This is a genomic window from Pseudomonas sp. Y39-6 (assembly GCF_023651955.1).
In the GTDB taxonomy this organism is placed as follows: domain Bacteria; phylum Pseudomonadota; class Gammaproteobacteria; order Pseudomonadales; family Pseudomonadaceae; genus Aquipseudomonas; species Aquipseudomonas veronii.
Map to the genome: position 1 here is coordinate 732,356 of NZ_CP069594.1, position 14,877 is coordinate 747,232.

Sequence of the window (14,877 nt, forward strand, 5' to 3'; positions counted from 1 at the left end):
TGCCATACGCGTGTTTGGTAATAAAGGACCCACAATAAAAGCTGATGAAGACTCCTAAACGCATTGAACCCCTGATCGAAGACGGTCTGGTCGACGAAGTGCTGCGCCCACTCATGAGTGGTAAAGAAGCAGCTGTTTATGTGGTGCGCTGCGGCAACGAATTGCGTTGCGCCAAGGTTTACAAGGAGGCGAACAAACGAAGTTTTCGTCAAGCGTCCGAATACCAGGAAGGCCGAAAGGTCCGTAACAGCCGGCAGGCCCGGGCGATGGCCAAGGGTTCCAAATTCGGTAAGAAAGAAACCGAAGATGCCTGGCAGAACGCCGAAGTCGCGGCGTTGTTCCGCCTGGCCGGCGCGGGCGTTCGCGTGCCCAAGCCGTATGACTTCCTTGAAGGCGTGCTGTTGATGGAGCTGGTGGCCGACGAGTACGGCGATGCGGCGCCGCGCCTGAACGACGTGGTGCTGGAGCCGGACCAGGCGCGCGAGTACCACGCGTTCCTGATCTCCCAGATCGTGCTGATGCTGTGTACCGGCCTGGTGCATGGTGACCTGTCGGAGTTCAACGTACTGCTCACGCCGACCGGCCCGGTGATCATCGACCTGCCCCAGGCGGTGGATGCGGCGGGCAACAACCACGCGTTCAACATGCTGGAGCGGGATGTGGGCAACATGGCTTCCTACTTCGGGCGCTTTGCCCCGGAGCTGAAGAAGACCAAGTACGCCAAGGAAATGTGGGCGCTGTACGAAGCCGGCACCTTGCACCCGGCCAGCATCTTGACCGGCGAGTTCGACGAACCGGAAGAACTGGCCGACGTGGGCGGCGTGATCCGCGAGATCGAAGCGGCGCGACTGGACGAAGAGCGGCGCCAGGCGGCTCGCGCGGCGGATGATGCGCCACCGAGCAAAACGCCTGACGAACCACCGCCACCGCCTTGGATGCAGTGACCCCCCAAGCTGTTGTCGATATAAACAGTGTGGAAGTGATCTTCAGGCAATTGGAGATCTAAAAAGTGTAGAAGTGATCTTCAGGTAATTGGAGATCTAAATGTGGGAGGGGGCTTGCCCCCTCCACATTGGTTTTGTGTACACCCCTTACCCCCTTCAGGCGCAGCAACCTCCCGACGCGTGGAAGTGATCTTCAGGCAATAGAAGATCTAAAAATGTGGGAGGGGGCTTGCCCCCGATAGCGCCGTGTCAGTCGATACGTATATTGACTGGTCCACCGCTATCGGGGGCAAGCCCCCTCCCACATTGGTTTTGTGTACACCCCTTACCCCTTCAGGCGCAGCAACCACCCGACGCCAATTCCTTGAGAATCGGACAGTCCGGCCGATGATCGCCGTGGCAGTGTTCCACCAGGTCCTGCAACGTATCGCGCAACTGCCCCAGCTCCAGAATCTTTTGGTTCAGCTCCTCGATATGCTGGCGCGCCAAGGCCTTCACATCGGCGCTGGCCCGTTGCCGGTCCTGCCACAACGTCAGCAGCTTGCCGACTTCTTCCAATGAAAACCCCAGGTCCCGCGAGCGCTTGATGAACGCCAGGGTGTGCAAATCGTCGGCACCGTACACGCGATAGCCGCTCTCGGTGCGATGGGCGGCTTTGAGCAGGCCGATGGATTCGTAGTAGCGAATCATCTTGGCGCTCAAACCGCTTGAACGCGCCGCCTGGCCGATGTTCATGCTCATGGATGTGGGTCCTCCAGATCCTTGGGTTTCCAGGTTTTCAACAACAGCGCATTGCTCACCACGCTGACGCTGGACAAGGCCATCGCCGCGCCGGCCAACACCGGGTTGAGCAGGCCGAACGCCGCCAGGGGAATACCGATCAAGTTATACACAAAAGCCCAGAACAGGTTCTGGCGGATCTTCGCGTAGGTCTTGCGGCTGATCTCCAGCGCGGCCGGCACCAGGCGTGGATCGCCGCGCATCAGGGTGATGCCGGCAGCGTGCATGGCCACGTCGGTGCCGCCGCCCATGGCGATGCCGATGTCGGCGGCGGCCAGGGCCGGGGCGTCGTTGATGCCGTCGCCGACCATCGCCACCACGCCGGTTTTTTTCAGTTCGGCGACGGTGGCGGCTTTGTCGGCCGGGAGCACTTCGGCGTGGACATCGTCGATGCCCAGCGCCTGGGCGACTACCCGCGCACTGCCGCGATTATCGCCGGTGAGCAAATGGCTGCTGATGTGCCGCGCCTTGAGTTGGGCCACGGCTTCCAGCGCGCCGGGCTTGAGAGTGTCGCCGAAAGCGAACAGCCCGAGTACCCGCGGTTGCGCGCCTTGCTCGATCAGCCAGGACAAGGTGCGGCCCTCGGCTTCCCAGGCCTTGGCCGAAGCGTTCAGTGCGCCCGCGTCCAGCCCGTTGTCTTCCAGCAGACGGCGGTTGCCCAGGGCCAGCGGCCGACCGTCGAGGGTGCCGGCAATGCCGCGCCCGGTCAGGGACTGGCTGGCGCTCACATCGGCCACGTTTAGCCCTTGTTCGTGGCAGGCATCCAGCACCGCCTTGGCCAGCGGGTGTTCGCTGCCGCGTTGCAAGGCGCCGGCCTGTTGCAGCAGCAGCGGTTCGTTGCCGTCGACTGCCGCCAAGTGGGCGATCTTCGGCGTGCCGGAAGTGAGCGTGCCGGTTTTGTCGAATACCACCGCGCTGACGGCGTGGGCGCGCTCCAGCGCTTCGGCATCCTTGATCAGGATGCCGTGACGCGCCGCCACGCCGGTGCCGGCCATGATCGCAGTTGGTGTGGCCAGGCCGAGGGCGCACGGGCAGGCGATCACCAGCACGGCGACCGCATTGATGATCGCAGTCTCCAGCGAAGCGCCGTACAGCCACCAGCCGAGCAGCGTGAGCAACGCCAGCACCAGCACCGTCGGCACGAACACCTGGCTGACTTTATCCACCAGTTTCTGGATCGGTGCCTTGGCCGCCTGGGCGTCTTCCACCAGGCGGATGATGCGCGCCAGCACGCTTTCCGCGCCGAGGGCCACGGTGCGGACCAGCAAGCGCCCTTCGCCGTTGATCGCGCCACCGGTGACCTTGTCGCCCGGTTGTTTCGGCACTGGCAGGCTTTCGCCGCTGATCAGCGCTTCGTCGGCATGGCTTTGGCCGTCCACCACTTCCCCGTCCACCGGGAAGCGTTCGCCGGGTTTGACCAGCACGTGGTCGCCGAGCTTGAGCGCGTTGATCGCGACGTCTTCTTCGCGGCCGTCCACCACCCGAATCGCGCGCTCCGGGCGCAAGGCTTCCAGGGCCCGGATGGCGCTGGCGGTCTGGCGTTTGGCGCGGCTTTCCAGGTATTTGCCGAGCAGCACCAGGGCGATCACCACCGCCGAGGCTTCGAAATACAGGTGCGGCATGCTGCCGGCGGGCGCGGTGAGCCATTCATACAGGCTCAGACCGTAACCGGCGCTGGTGCCGATCGCGACCAGCAAGTCCATATTGCCGGCGCCGGCGCGCACGGCTTTCCACGCGGCGATGTAAAAGCGCGCACCGAAGATGAACTGCACCGGTGTGGCCAGGGCGAACTGGACCCAGGCCGGCAGCATCCAGTGCAGGCCGAAGGGCTGTGCCAGCATCGGCAGCACCAGCGGCAACGCGAGCACAATCGCCAGCAGCAGCGCCCAACGCTCGTGGTGCAGGCGCTCGGCTTGATCGGCATCGGTCTTGGTTTCGCTTTGGGGCAGCGACGCGCTGTAGCCGGCCTTGTCGACGGCGGCGATCAGCACGGCGGGGTCCATCTGGCCGAGCACCTCGATATGGGCGCGCTCATTGGCCAGGTTCACGCTGACACGTTGCACCCCCGGCACCTTGCCCAGCGCGCGCTCGACACGCCCGGCGCAGCTGGCGCAGGTCATGCCGCCGATGGGCAGGTCAAACGTGGTGGTTCCATTCATGGGGCAGTCCTCCTGAAGAAGTTGCCCCTAGGATCAACCTTGACCTGTGGGGAAGGTCAAGCGTCTTTAGTATTCCAATGCCGCAGGTTTGAGGTACATGCCTTCCGGGCCTTGGGCGATGCGCAACTTGCGCACATCACCGGCCTTCAGCGTGATGTTCTGCGCGGGTGGCGCCAACAGGCCCGGCAGGCAACCCGACGATTGGCCCGGCAGCAGCTTCAGGCGCAGCGACACATTGCCGGCCGGCAGGTTGAACGAGGTGGACTGTTCCTGGAACAGGCGCCCGGCCAACTGGTCCTGGATGTACAGGCCGATCTCGCAGTTGGTCGGTACTTCCAGGCGTTCGCGGGAAATGATCAACACCGCGTAGTCTTCGGCGGCGCTGGCCATGGGCGCAGCGGCAGACAAACTCATCAGGCCGACAAGGCCAAAAAACGACCAGCGCATGGCGAATGCTCCGTGGTTCACATCAAAGATGGGTGAAGCTTGGCCGACTGCGTCACCGAATACCAGCCCGGCGGCTATTTTTGCCGCTTGACCTTGCCATCGTGACAAGGTCGATACTGCGTCCACCCTCATTAAAGGAGTCATGTCATGCAAGTATTCAACGTTGAAGGAATGACCTGCGGCCATTGCGTCCGGGCAGTGACCCAGGCGGTGCAGAATCAGGACCCGGCAGCCGAAGTGAAAGTCGACCTGGCGGCCAAGCAAGTCAGCGTGCAAAGCCAGTTGAGCCGCGACGTGATCGCCGGCTTGATCCGTGAAGAAGGCTACAGCGTCGCCTGATTTAATAGTTAGCGAGCTATCGTAATGTTCAACGCACCCAAGCGCGGCTAGACTGTCGGGCTGCCGACATACTTGGGTGCCTGATGAACCTGCGCATACTCCTGATTTTGGGCGCCTTGAGCGCCTTCGCGCCGCTGGCGATCGACTTTTACCTGCCGGGTTTCCCGGCGATGGCGACGGCGTTCGCCACCGATGAAAAACATATCCAGCTGACCTTGGCGGTGTATTTCGGCGGCCTGGCCATCGGCCAATTGATCTACGGTCCGCTGGCGGACCGCTTTGGTCGTCGTGTGCCGCTGCTCAGCGGGGTCACGTTGTTTACGCTGGCCTCCTTCGCCTGCGCCTACGCGCCGTCTTTGGAATGGCTGATCGGCGCACGCTTCGTGCAGGCCCTCGGCGGTTGCGCGGGCATGGTGATTTCCCGCGCGGTGGTCAGCGACAAGTGTGATGTGGTGACCTCGGCCAAGGTGTATTCGCAACTGATGCTGGTGACCGGCCTGGCGCCGATCCTTGCGCCATTGGCGGGCGGGCTGATGGTCGGGGTGTGGGGCTGGCAGTCGATCTTCCTGGCCCTGACGGTGTTCAGCGTGATGGCCGCGATCGCGGTGGCGGTCGGTTTGCCGGAAACCTTTCCGGCCCATCAGCCTCGGCAACCGTTGTCCGGGTCGCTGCGCCGCTATATCGACCTGTTGTCGGACCGGGTCTACCTCGGTTACGCCCTGACCGGGGGCATTTCGATTGCCGGGATGTTTGCCTACATTGCCGGTTCACCGTTCGTATTCATCAAACTCTATGGCGTGCCCGCCGAGCATTTCGGCTGGGTATTCGGCTCCAACGCCGCCGGCTTTATCCTGATGGCCCAAGTCAATGCGCGCTTGCTCGCCAAGCGCGGGCCGGCGTTCTTGCTGTCGCGCACGGTGTGGCTCTACATGCTGGCGGCGTTGGCGCTGCTCGGCGTCGCGGCCTTGCGCACCGATGCGTTGTGGCCGTTGCTGCTGCCGCTGTTTATCTGCATCGCCAGCCTGGGCTGCATTTTGCCCAACACCTCGGCCTGCGCCATGAGCGGGCAGGGCGCGCGAGCCGGTAGCGCCTCGGCGATGCTCGGTTGCATTCAGTTCGGCGTGGCAGCGGGGGCGGCTTCGTTGGTGGGCGTGTTGCACGACGGCACGGCGATGCCGATGGCGATGGTCATCAGCTTGTGCGGGGTCTTGGCGGTGACGATTGCACTGTCGACCCAGCGCCTGCAACGGGCACGTGCCCTACAGGCGCAGGTCTGAAAGACGTCAGCCAGCGGCAGCGGAGCGTTGCTGGTCGAGTGGGAAACGGTGGGGCGCCTGGATGCGCGCTTGCAGGGTCTCGGCGAAGGCGCGGGCTTCGGCCTCACTGCGGAAGGTGATGGCTTCGCCGTCGAGACGGACCTGCCATTTATTGCCCGGGGATTTTGCTAACGCTTTTATCAGGATCTTCATTGCTGACTTCCTCACGTAAAAGAATCGTGGCAAAGGCCGCCAATATAAACCCGAATACGTTCACAATGATGACAAAGGTCAATTCCCTGACTAGTGGTGTCGTCCATCACTTACACGAATGACGGACGACACTGACAGACCTCTTTCAGAACCCTTCCAGCACGATCTTACCCTTGGCCTTGCCGCTCTCGAGCAGCGCGTGGGCGCGGCGTAGGTTCTCGGCGTTGATCACGCCGAAGTGCTCGCCCACGGTAGTTTTCAGGGTGCCGGCATCGATCAGCTCGGCGACGCGATTGAGCAGGTTGTGTTGCTCGATCATGTCCGGCGTCTCGAACATCGAGCGGGTGTACATGAACTCCCAATGCAGCGACAGGCTCTTGCGCTTGAGTTTGCTCACGTCCAGGGCCTTCGGATCGTCGATCAGCGCCAGCTTGCCCTGGGGCTGCAAGGCTTCGACCAGTTGATCCAAATGGTGGTCGGTCTGGGTCAGGCTGGCGACGTGGGTCACCTGGGCCACACCCGCGTGTTTCAGGGCTTCGCTCAGCGGCTGGCTATGGTCGATCACCAGGTCAGCGCCAAGGGCCTTGGCCCAGGCCTGGGTTTCCGGGCGCGACGCGGTGCCGATGACCTTCAGTGCGGTGAGCTGGCTGGCCAATTGGGTCAGGATCGACCCCACGCCGCCGGCAGCGCCGACGATCAGCAGGCTCTGGCCTTCGTCCTTTTTACCCTCGCGCACTTGCAGGCGTTCGAACAACAGTTCCCAGGCGGTGATGGCGGTCAGCGGCAAGGCGGCTGCGTCGGCAAAACCCAGGCTCTTGGGCATATGGCCGACGATGCGCTCGTCCACGGTGTGCAGTTCGCTGTTGCCGCCCGGGCGTACCAGGGAGCCGGCGTAGAACACGTTGTCACCGGCCTTGAACAGCGTCACTTCACTGCCGACGGCCTTGACCACACCGGCCACGTCCCAGCCGAGCACCTTGGCGGCGCCGTTTTCCGGGGCGACGTTCTGGCGGACCTTGGTGTCCACCGGGTTGACCGAGATGGCTTTGACTTCCACCAGCAGGTCGCGCGGGCCGGCGACCGGTTCCGGCAGCTCGATGTCTTGCAGGGATTTCGGATCGGTGATCGGCAGTGAGGTGTAGTAGGCAATGGCTTTCATGGGGGCTCCAGAAGTAGGGAGTTGACTGTAGGAGCGAGCTTGCTCGCGAAAAACTCACAGGGGCCGCGCTGAATCAAAAGCGCGGCGTCATCGTTTACGATTTTCGCGAGCAAGCTCGCTCCTACAAAAAAACGCGGTGATCAGGCAAGAAATTTCAGGCGCTTGAGTTCGAAGTGCGCGAGTACGTCGGCGGCCTTGGCGCGGAAACTCTGGATGTGTGCGCTCTGGTCGTGGTCGCCCAGGGCCGCGTCGTCGCGCCAGCGTTCGAGCATGTAGAACGTCTCGGGATGTTGCAGGTCCTGGTGCAGGTCGTACTGTTCGCAACCGGCTTCCTGGCGGGTCGGTTCCAGCAGGCCGCGCAGCAGCGACTCGAGGGTGTGTTGTTGGCCAGGTTTGGCGATCAGCGTGGCGATGACGTTAAAGGCAGCGGACATATTCGACTCCTGACACGGGCTGTATGGGATGGGCAGATGATTGGCTATTTCCGATGCAGATAAAAGCGGCTAAAACAGCAGTCTGTTTCAACAATATTTTGATAATGGGTGGGATTGGATGCTGCGCTTTGATGATTTGCAGTTGTTCGTGCGCGCAGCGGACCTGGGCAGTCTGTCGGCCGCGGCGCGGGTCATGGACCTGTCGCCGGCGGTGGCCAGCGCGGCGTTGAAGCGTATCGAACAGCAACTGGGCACGCGCTTGCTGGCGCGCTCCACTCGCAGCCTGCGCCTCACCGCTGAAGGGGACGGTTTTCTCGGATATGCGCGCGCCGCGCTGAGCTCGCTGGACGAAGGGCGGCGGTTATTGGCCAGTGGCCAGGACCATGTCAGCGGTGTGCTGCAACTGTCGGCACCCTCGGATTTTGGTCGCAACCAGCTGTTGCCCTGGCTCGACGAGTTCCAGCGTGACTATCCGCAACTGACGGTGCGCCTGTTGCTGGGCGACCGCATTGCCGACCTGTTCCGCCAGCCGGTGGATATCGCCCTGCGCTATGGCGAACCGGAGGATTCCAGCCTGGTCGCGCTGCCCGTCGCGCCGGATAACGTGCGCGTGCTGTGCGCGGCCCCCAGTTATCTCGAGCGCCACGGCGAACCGCGGCATCTGGAGCAACTGGCCCAGCACAATTGCCTGCTGTATATGCTCGGCACTCGCGTGCATGACCACTGGACGTTTCATGACGGCAAACGCGAAGTCAGCCTGACTGTCAGCGGCGACCGCTTCAGTGACGATGCTGACGTGGTACGGCGATGGGCTGTCGCCGGGGTGGGCATCGCCTACAAGTCCTGGTTGGATGTGAGCAGCGACGTCCGCGCCGGACGCTTGCGCGTGATTCTGCCTGAGCTGCGCGGCGAGCGGACGCCGCTCAACCTGTTATGCGCGCATCGCGCGCAGTTGAGTAAGCCCATCAACCTGCTGCGGGAAATGCTCGTGTCCCGTTGTGCGACATTGACCGCGCAGTGGTCGGAACAATTCACCAGTGCGTAATAGCCTCCACTAAAGCCGGAAATTTCACTCAGATCCTGTCCCTATCCGCGCTGTCAGACGCCGGGGAACTGGCTGCTTGCGCACCTATACTTTGGCGCCAACCACAGCAGAGAAATGATTTAACAAGGAGTGAACACATGGAACAGGCACCTTGCATCAGTCAGATTGCCAGCTTGCTCGCCGAGCCAAAACGCACCGCCATGCTCTGGGCCTTGATGGACGGCTCGGCCAAGTCTTCCCAGGAACTGGCGACGCTCACGGGTTTGTCGCCGGCCTCGGCGAATGCCCATCTGGCGCGGCTTACCGGCGGCGGTTTGCTGCGTGTCGAAGCGCGTCGCGGCAAGCGGTTGTTTCGTGTGGCGGCGGCGGATGTCAGCACCGCCATCGATGCCTTGGCCAGCACCACCATGGCCAGTGCGGCGCGCAGCTCACCGCAGGCTTCACCGCTGACCCTGGCGGCACCGGCCCCGCTGCGCCATGCGCGGTTATGCCATGGGCACCTCGGCGGCGAGCTGGCGGCGCAACTGTATCAGCGGATGATCGCGGCCGGCTGGATCGAGCGCCACGAGCTCCGCACCCAAGTCACGGTCAAAGGCGCGCAGCACCTGGCCGGCCTGGGCATTTTCACCCAGGCGCTGGCCTTGCCGCTGGTGTGCGACTGTTTCGATTGGAGCCAGCAGCAACCGCACCTGGGCGGCGCGCTGGGAGCCGGGCTATTGCAACTGTTTTTGCAGTCGAACTGGATCCGTGCGGTCAACGAGTCCCGCGCCTTGCTCGTCAGCGACACCGGGTTGGCGGAAATCACCCGGTTGGCCGTGCCCGACGCGCTCTGACCTGGATGACGTCGTTCAGAGTTGCGATCAGGTCGCACCCAGCAATAACCCGGAAAAACCATGGCCCACACTCCCAGAGGGGATTATTCACACAGGGGATGGGGCATGGGTACGCACGGCTATAGCGCGGCAGAACGGCTGGAACGGTTGCCCATCAGCGGTTACCACCGAGTCATTTTTATCATCATCGCCCTGGCGTTTTTCTTCGACTCCATGGATCTGGCGATGATGACTTTCCTGCTCGGCTCGATCAAAGCCGAGTTCGGCCTGAGCACGGCCCAGGCTGGCTTGCTGGCCAGTTCGAGTTTTTTCGGCATGGTGGTGGGCGCGTCGTTGTCCGGGATGCTCGCCGATCGCTTCGGGCGCAAGCCGGTGTTCCAGTGGAGCATCGTGTTGTGGGGGATCGCCAGCTACTTATGTTCCACGGCGCAGACGGTGGAGACGCTGACGTTGTTTCGCATCCTGCTCGGCATTGGCATGGGCATGGAGTTTCCGATCGCGCAGTCGATGCTCTCGGAGCTGATTCCGGCCAAGGGGCGCGGGCGCTATATCGCGTTGATGGATGGTTTCTGGCCGTTGGGTTTTGTGGCGGCGGGGGTGCTGTCGTACTTTTTGCTGCCGCTGATCGGCTGGCGCGACATCTTCCTGGTGCTGGCGGTGCCGGCGGTGTTTGTGCTGGCGATCCGGTTTTTTATCCCGGAGTCGCCGCGCTGGCTGGAGCAGGCCGGGCGGCATGCGGCGGCGGATAAGGTGTTGCTGGGGATCGAGGCGAAAGTGCGCGACTCCCTGGGCCGCGCCGAGTTGCCGCAGCCGATTCGCCTGCCGCGGGTGGAGAGTGTGCCGGGCAACTTCTTCTCGGCGTTCCAGCAATTATGGTCGGCGCAGTATCGCCAGCGCACGATGATGATCTGGAGTGTGTGGTTCTTCGCCTTGCTCGGCTTTTATGGGCTCACTTCCTGGTTGAGTGCCTTGCTGCAGCAGTCGGGGTTTGCGGTGACCCAGTCGGTGTATTACACGGTGATCATTTCCCTGGGCGGGATTCCCGGGTTCCTGATGGCGGCCTGGCTGGTGGAGCGTTGGGGGCGCAAGCCGGTGTGCGTGGTGACCTTGCTCGGCGGCGGGGTGATGGCGTTTCTGTATGGGCAAAGCGCGGTGTTTGGCGGCAATGTCGGCCTGCTGATCGCCTCGGGGTTGTTGATGCAGTTCTTTCTGTTTGGCATGTGGGCGGTGCTGTACACCTACACGCCGGAGTTGTACCCCACCTCGGCGCGGGCTACGGGGGCCGGGTTCGCTTCGGCGATCGGGCGGGTCGGGTCGTTGCTCGGGCCGTTGGTGACCGGGCTGGTGTTCCCGATTACCGGGCAGGGCGGGGTGTTTGCCCTGGGCGCATTGTGCTTTGCGGTGGCGGCGCTGGTGGTGTGGGTGTTTGGGATGGAGACGAAGGGCAAGACCCTGGAAGAGTTGAGCGAGATTTAACCGGCAATCCACAACGAATGTGGGAGCGCGCTGGCTCCCACATTGTCAGTCGCGGTTTACGCCGTCAGGGCTTCACCAGCCGCGCATCCAGGCTGTTTTGCGCCAGGCGTTTGGCCTGGTCCTGGGTCATGCCCAGGGCGGTGTACAGCGCATGGAAGTTCTCGGTGACGTAGCCGCCGAAGTACGCCGGGTCGTCCGAGTTCACCGTCACCTTCACCCCACGCTCGAGCATGTCGAGGATGTTGTGCTGGGCCATGTCGTCGAACACGCGCAGCTTGGTGTTGGACAGCGGGCACACGGTCAGCGGGATCTGTTCGTCGATGATCCGTTGCATCAGGCGCTCGTCTTCGATGGCGCGCACGCCATGGTCGATACGCTGGACTTTCAGCAGGTCGAGGGCTTCCCAGATGTACTCGGGCGGGCCTTCTTCGCCGGCGTGGGCCACGGTGAAGAAGCCTTCGTTGCGGGCACGGTCGAACACGCGTTGGAACTTGCTCGGCGGGTGGCCCATTTCCGAACTGTCCAGGCCCACGGCCACGAACGCATCGCGAAACGGCAGCGCCTGGTCGAGGGTTTTCTCGGCTTCGGCTTCGCTCAAGTGGCGCAGGAAGCTGAGGATCAAGCCGCTGGTGATGCCCAGTTGCTGCTCGCCATCTTTGAGCGCGGCGGCGATGCCGTTGAGCACCACTTCAAACGGCACGCCACGGTCGGTGTGGGTTTGCGGGTCGAAGAAGGGTTCGGTGTGGATCACGTTCTGCGCTTTGCAGCGCAGCAGGTAGGCCCAGGTCAGGTCGTAGAAATCCTGGGAGGTGCGCAGTACATCGGCGCCCTGGTAATACAGGTCGAGAAACTCTTGCAGGTTGTTGAAGGCGTAGGCCTTGCGCAGGGTGTCGACGTCGTTCCATGGCAGCGCAATCTTGTTGCGCTCGGCCAGGGCGAACAGCAGCTCAGGCTCCAGCGAGCCTTCCAGGTGCAGGTGCAGTTCAGCCTTGGGCAGGGCGTTGAGCCAATCGTACATGTCTAAAATCTCATCGGGTGCAATGGCGGCATTCTACAGGCCATGACTGAAATAATCGGCAAAACCTGACCAAGAGGAGAGTATTGGTTCTATTCGCGCAGGGGCGCTGCGAACTAAGATGTAACGAAACGTTAGCGATGTACTGCAGTCTGTACCCCGTCAATGACTGATTTGCCGCACAAAAGGCCCGCAATGCTCACCTCTCTCAAGCAAGAAAAATTCATGCTGCTGGCGCTGATCGCCGCCGTCGCCGCGTACCCGCTGGAGCACTGGATGCTCCACAACGGGCAAATGGTCGCGCTGCTGGCCGGCCTGGCGCTGATCGGCTTTATCGTGGTGGCGTCGATGCGCGTCGCTCACCATGCCGAGCAGTTGGCGGAAAAGGTCGGCGACCCCTACGGCACCATGATCCTGACCCTGGCCGCCGTGCTGGTGGAAGTGGTGATCCTGGCGATCATGATGAGCAACGAACCGTCGCCGACCCTGGTGCGCGACACCATCTACTCGGCGGTGATGCTCGATATCAACGGCATCCTCGGCCTGGCCGCGCTGATGGGGGGCATCAAGCACGGCGAACAGTCCTACAATGACGATTCGGCGCGCACCTACAGCGTGATGATCCTCACCGCCATGGGCGTGTCGATGGTGGTGCCGGAATTCATCCCCGAAGCGGACTGGAAAATTTACTCGGCCTTCACCATTGGCGCGATGGTGGTGCTCTACACCCTGTTCCTGCGCATGCAGGTGGGCCCGCACAGTTATTTCTTCAGCTACAGCTACCCGGAAAAACGCCGCAAGACGTTGCCGGAAGAACAGGCGCCGCCGGTGAACCTGGCATTTTCCATCGGTACGCTGGTGTTCGGGGTGATTGTGATTGGCGCGCTGGCCGAGGTGATGTCCAAGACCCTCGACCTGGGCCTGGAAGGCACGGGCGCACCGCCGGTGATGACGGCGATTGTGGTCGCGGCCATCTCGGCGGCACCGGAGATTCTGACCGCCTTGCGCGCCGCCCTGGCCAACCGCATGCAGTCGGTGGTGAACATTGCACTGGGCGCATCGTTGTCGACGGTGATCCTGACGGTGCCGGTGATGGAGGCGATGGCGCTCTACACCGGCCAGCCGTTCCAGATGGCGATGACGCCGGTGCAAAGCGTGATGGTGTTGATCACGCTGATCGTCAGTGCGATCAACCTCAACGATGGCGAAACCAACGCCATCGAAGGGATGACCCACTTTGTGTTGTTTGCGACCTTTATCATGTTGTCGCTGTTAGGGGTGTAGGCGTGAGCTTGCTCGCGAACAATCTGAGAGCGCCGTGTGAATCAGAACACCTGCGTTAGCGTTGACGTTTTTCGCGAGCGAGCTCGCTCCTACAAGGGATTGATCAGGTTACGGGCGGCCTGGCTGTGATCGGCAATCAAGCCTTTGAGGTCGAGGCCCTCGACCTGGCCGTCGATCACCCGCCATTGCCCGCCGATCATCACCCGGTCGGCCCGGTCGGCGCCGCACAACAGCAACGCCGAAATCGGATCGTGACTGCCGGAGAAGCGCAGTTCGTCCAGCTTGAACAGCGCCAGATCGGCCTGCTTTCCTACGGCTAACTCACCGATATCCGAACGACCGAGCAACTGCGCCGAGCCTTTGGTCGCCCAGCCCAGCACGCCTTGCGGGGTGATTTTTTCCGCGCCATAACGCAGGCGCTGGATGTACAGCGCCTGGCGGGCTTCGAGGATCATGTTCGACGCATCGTTGGAGGCCGAACCGTCCACGCCCAGGCCGATCGGGGCACCGGCGGCGAGCAGGTCCAGGGTCGGGCAGATGCCGGAGGCCAGGCGCATGTTCGAGCTTGGGCAATGGCAGATCCCGGTGCCGGCGGCGCCCAGGCGGGCGATTTCATCCGGGTTGAAGTGAATGCCGTGGGCCAGCCAGGTGCGCGGGCCGAGCCAGCCGACGCTGTCGAGGTAGTCCACGGTGCGTAGGCCGAAGCGTTGCAGGCAGAAGTCTTCCTCGTCGAGGGTTTCCGCCAGGTGCGTGTGCAGGCGCACGTCGAGGCTCGCGGCCAGTTCGGCGCTGGCTTGCATGATTTGCGGGGTGACGGAAAACGGCGAGCAGGGCGCCAGGGCGATCTGGATCTGCGCGCCGTCGCCGCGTTCGTGGTACTGGCGGATCAGGCGCTGGCTATCGTCCAGAATCACCGCGCCCTGTTGCACGGTTTGCTGCGGCGGCAAGCCACCGTCGGCTTCGCCCAGGCTCATGGAGCCGCGAGTGAGCATGGCGCGCATGCCCAGTTCGCGCACCACGTCGACTTGCACGTCGATGGCATGTTCCAGGCCGTCCGGGAAGAGGTAGTGGTGGTCTGCCGCCGTGGTGCAGCCCGAGAGCAGCAATTCCGCCAACGCGACTTTGCTGGCCAGGGCGAGTTTTTCCGGGGTCAGCCGCGCCCACACCGGGTACAGGGTCTTCAGCCACGGGAACAACGGCTGATTGACCACCGGCGCCCAGGCGCGAGTCAGGGTCTGGTAGAAGTGATGATGGGTATTGATCAGCCCCGGCAGGACCACATGTTCGCGGGCGTCGAACACCTGCGTACAGGGCTGTGCAGGCGCTTGCCCGATGCCCAGCAGTTCGCTGATCACACCGTCTTGCAGCACCAGGCCGCCACGGGCATCGAGGCCATTGGCAGTGAAAATCGCGAGGGGGTTTTTTAACCAGATACGGGTCGCAGGCATGGGCCGGCTCCTCTGAATGATGGGTTCAGGTTTGCCAGCTCAGTG

15 protein-coding genes are annotated in these 14,877 nt (G+C 62.8%); 7 read left to right on the plus strand and 8 right to left on the minus strand.

What is annotated here, in order from left to right; translation table 11 throughout:
* The first annotated feature begins 44 nt into the window (after positions 1-44).
* Positions 45-944 carry a PA4780 family RIO1-like protein kinase gene (locus tag JN756_RS03145; RefSeq protein WP_017849647.1) on the plus strand — a complete coding sequence of 300 codons (900 nt, stop codon included), beginning with the start codon at positions 45-47 and terminating at the stop codon, positions 942-944.
* A 333-nt stretch (positions 945-1,277) separates the two neighbouring features.
* Here the strand turns inward: JN756_RS03145 and cueR are convergent, their stop codons facing one another.
* The 3 genes from cueR to JN756_RS03160 form a co-directional block, all read right to left on the minus strand.
* Positions 1,278-1,679, minus strand: coding sequence for a Cu(I)-responsive transcriptional regulator (gene cueR, locus JN756_RS03150; protein ID WP_026140370.1), 402 nt, complete (start codon positions 1,677-1,679; stop codon positions 1,278-1,280).
* Positions 1,680-1,681: 2 nt separating this feature from the next.
* On the minus strand, positions 1,682-3,883 hold the full coding sequence (locus JN756_RS03155; RefSeq protein ID WP_057005968.1) for a heavy metal translocating P-type ATPase: 2,202 nt from the start codon (positions 3,881-3,883) through the stop codon (positions 1,682-1,684).
* A gap of 66 nt (positions 3,884-3,949) precedes the next feature.
* The gene (locus JN756_RS03160; protein WP_046384837.1) at positions 3,950-4,330 is read right to left on the minus strand and encodes a hypothetical protein; all 381 of its coding nucleotides are present in this window, start codon (positions 4,328-4,330) and stop codon (positions 3,950-3,952) included.
* Positions 4,331-4,477: 147 nt separating this feature from the next.
* Here JN756_RS03160 and JN756_RS03165 point away from each other — a divergent pair, with 147 nt between their 5' ends.
* Positions 4,478-4,669, plus strand: coding sequence for a heavy-metal-associated domain-containing protein (locus tag JN756_RS03165; protein WP_017849643.1), 192 nt, complete (start codon positions 4,478-4,480; stop codon positions 4,667-4,669).
* An 83-nt stretch (positions 4,670-4,752) separates the two neighbouring features.
* Entirely contained in the window at positions 4,753-5,946 is a 1,194-nt protein-coding gene (locus JN756_RS03170; protein WP_017849642.1) for a multidrug effflux MFS transporter, read from the plus strand.
* Between the two features lie 6 nt (positions 5,947-5,952).
* On the opposite strand, the gene JN756_RS03175 is transcribed toward JN756_RS03170, so the two are convergent.
* The 3 genes from JN756_RS03175 to JN756_RS03185 form a co-directional block, all read right to left on the minus strand.
* Positions 5,953-6,138, minus strand: coding sequence for a hypothetical protein (locus JN756_RS03175; protein ID WP_017849641.1), 186 nt, complete (start codon positions 6,136-6,138; stop codon positions 5,953-5,955).
* A 145-nt stretch (positions 6,139-6,283) separates the two neighbouring features.
* Complete coding sequence (locus JN756_RS03180; protein ID WP_201021770.1) at positions 6,284-7,297, minus strand: zinc-binding alcohol dehydrogenase family protein; 1,014 nt, start codon at positions 7,295-7,297, stop codon at positions 6,284-6,286.
* 140 nt (positions 7,298-7,437) lie between these two features.
* The gene (locus tag JN756_RS03185; RefSeq protein ID WP_057005965.1) at positions 7,438-7,731 is read right to left on the minus strand and encodes a putative quinol monooxygenase; all 294 of its coding nucleotides are present in this window, start codon (positions 7,729-7,731) and stop codon (positions 7,438-7,440) included.
* Between the two features lie 118 nt (positions 7,732-7,849).
* Here JN756_RS03185 and vimR point away from each other — a divergent pair, with 118 nt between their 5' ends.
* The 3 genes from vimR to JN756_RS03200 all read left to right on the plus strand — a co-directional run bounded on the left by vimR (position 7,850) and on the right by JN756_RS03200 (position 11,085).
* Entirely contained in the window at positions 7,850-8,776 is a 927-nt protein-coding gene (gene vimR, locus JN756_RS03190) for a transcription regulator VimR (protein ID WP_126589085.1), read from the plus strand.
* Positions 8,777-8,913: 137 nt separating this feature from the next.
* Positions 8,914-9,609 (plus strand): ArsR/SmtB family transcription factor, encoded by a 696-nt coding sequence (locus tag JN756_RS03195; protein ID WP_017849636.1) that lies wholly within the window; start codon positions 8,914-8,916, stop codon positions 9,607-9,609.
* A 105-nt stretch (positions 9,610-9,714) separates the two neighbouring features.
* Positions 9,715-11,085 (plus strand): MFS transporter, encoded by a 1,371-nt coding sequence (locus JN756_RS03200; RefSeq protein ID WP_046485746.1) that lies wholly within the window; start codon positions 9,715-9,717, stop codon positions 11,083-11,085.
* Between the two features lie 64 nt (positions 11,086-11,149).
* Here the strand turns inward: JN756_RS03200 and JN756_RS03205 are convergent, their stop codons facing one another.
* Positions 11,150-12,103, minus strand: coding sequence for an adenosine deaminase (locus JN756_RS03205; RefSeq protein ID WP_017849634.1), 954 nt, complete (start codon positions 12,101-12,103; stop codon positions 11,150-11,152).
* Between the two features lie 192 nt (positions 12,104-12,295).
* Between JN756_RS03205 and JN756_RS03210 the strand changes: the two genes are divergently transcribed.
* Complete coding sequence (locus JN756_RS03210; protein WP_126589087.1) at positions 12,296-13,384, plus strand: calcium:cation antiporter; 1,089 nt, start codon at positions 12,296-12,298, stop codon at positions 13,382-13,384.
* 89 nt (positions 13,385-13,473) lie between these two features.
* Here the strand turns inward: JN756_RS03210 and JN756_RS03215 are convergent, their stop codons facing one another.
* A complete protein-coding gene (locus tag JN756_RS03215; protein WP_017849632.1) occupies positions 13,474-14,832 on the minus strand; it encodes an 8-oxoguanine deaminase in 1,359 nt (452 codons plus the stop codon).
* Between the last annotated feature and the right edge of the window lie 45 nt (positions 14,833-14,877).

Coding starts and splice junctions, on each gene's coding strand:
- JN756_RS03145 (WP_017849647.1), top strand. CDS start 45: ATGAAGACTCCTAAACGCATTGAACCCCTGATCGAAGACGGTCTGGTC.
- cueR (WP_026140370.1), bottom strand. CDS start 1,679: ATGAACATCGGCCAGGCGGCGCGTTCAAGCGGTTTGAGCGCCAAGATG.
- JN756_RS03155 (WP_057005968.1), bottom strand. CDS start 3,883: ATGAATGGAACCACCACGTTTGACCTGCCCATCGGCGGCATGACCTGC.
- JN756_RS03160 (WP_046384837.1), bottom strand. CDS start 4,330: ATGCGCTGGTCGTTTTTTGGCCTTGTCGGCCTGATGAGTTTGTCTGCC.
- JN756_RS03165 (WP_017849643.1), top strand. CDS start 4,478: ATGCAAGTATTCAACGTTGAAGGAATGACCTGCGGCCATTGCGTCCGG.
- JN756_RS03170 (WP_017849642.1), top strand. CDS start 4,753: ATGAACCTGCGCATACTCCTGATTTTGGGCGCCTTGAGCGCCTTCGCG.
- JN756_RS03175 (WP_017849641.1), bottom strand. CDS start 6,138: ATGAAGATCCTGATAAAAGCGTTAGCAAAATCCCCGGGCAATAAATGG.
- JN756_RS03180 (WP_201021770.1), bottom strand. CDS start 7,297: ATGAAAGCCATTGCCTACTACACCTCACTGCCGATCACCGATCCGAAA.
- JN756_RS03185 (WP_057005965.1), bottom strand. CDS start 7,731: ATGTCCGCTGCCTTTAACGTCATCGCCACGCTGATCGCCAAACCTGGC.
- vimR (WP_126589085.1), top strand. CDS start 7,850: ATGCTGCGCTTTGATGATTTGCAGTTGTTCGTGCGCGCAGCGGACCTG.
- JN756_RS03195 (WP_017849636.1), top strand. CDS start 8,914: ATGGAACAGGCACCTTGCATCAGTCAGATTGCCAGCTTGCTCGCCGAG.
- JN756_RS03200 (WP_046485746.1), top strand. CDS start 9,715: ATGGGTACGCACGGCTATAGCGCGGCAGAACGGCTGGAACGGTTGCCC.
- JN756_RS03205 (WP_017849634.1), bottom strand. CDS start 12,103: ATGTACGATTGGCTCAACGCCCTGCCCAAGGCTGAACTGCACCTGCAC.
- JN756_RS03210 (WP_126589087.1), top strand. CDS start 12,296: ATGCTCACCTCTCTCAAGCAAGAAAAATTCATGCTGCTGGCGCTGATC.
- JN756_RS03215 (WP_017849632.1), bottom strand. CDS start 14,832: ATGCCTGCGACCCGTATCTGGTTAAAAAACCCCCTCGCGATTTTCACT.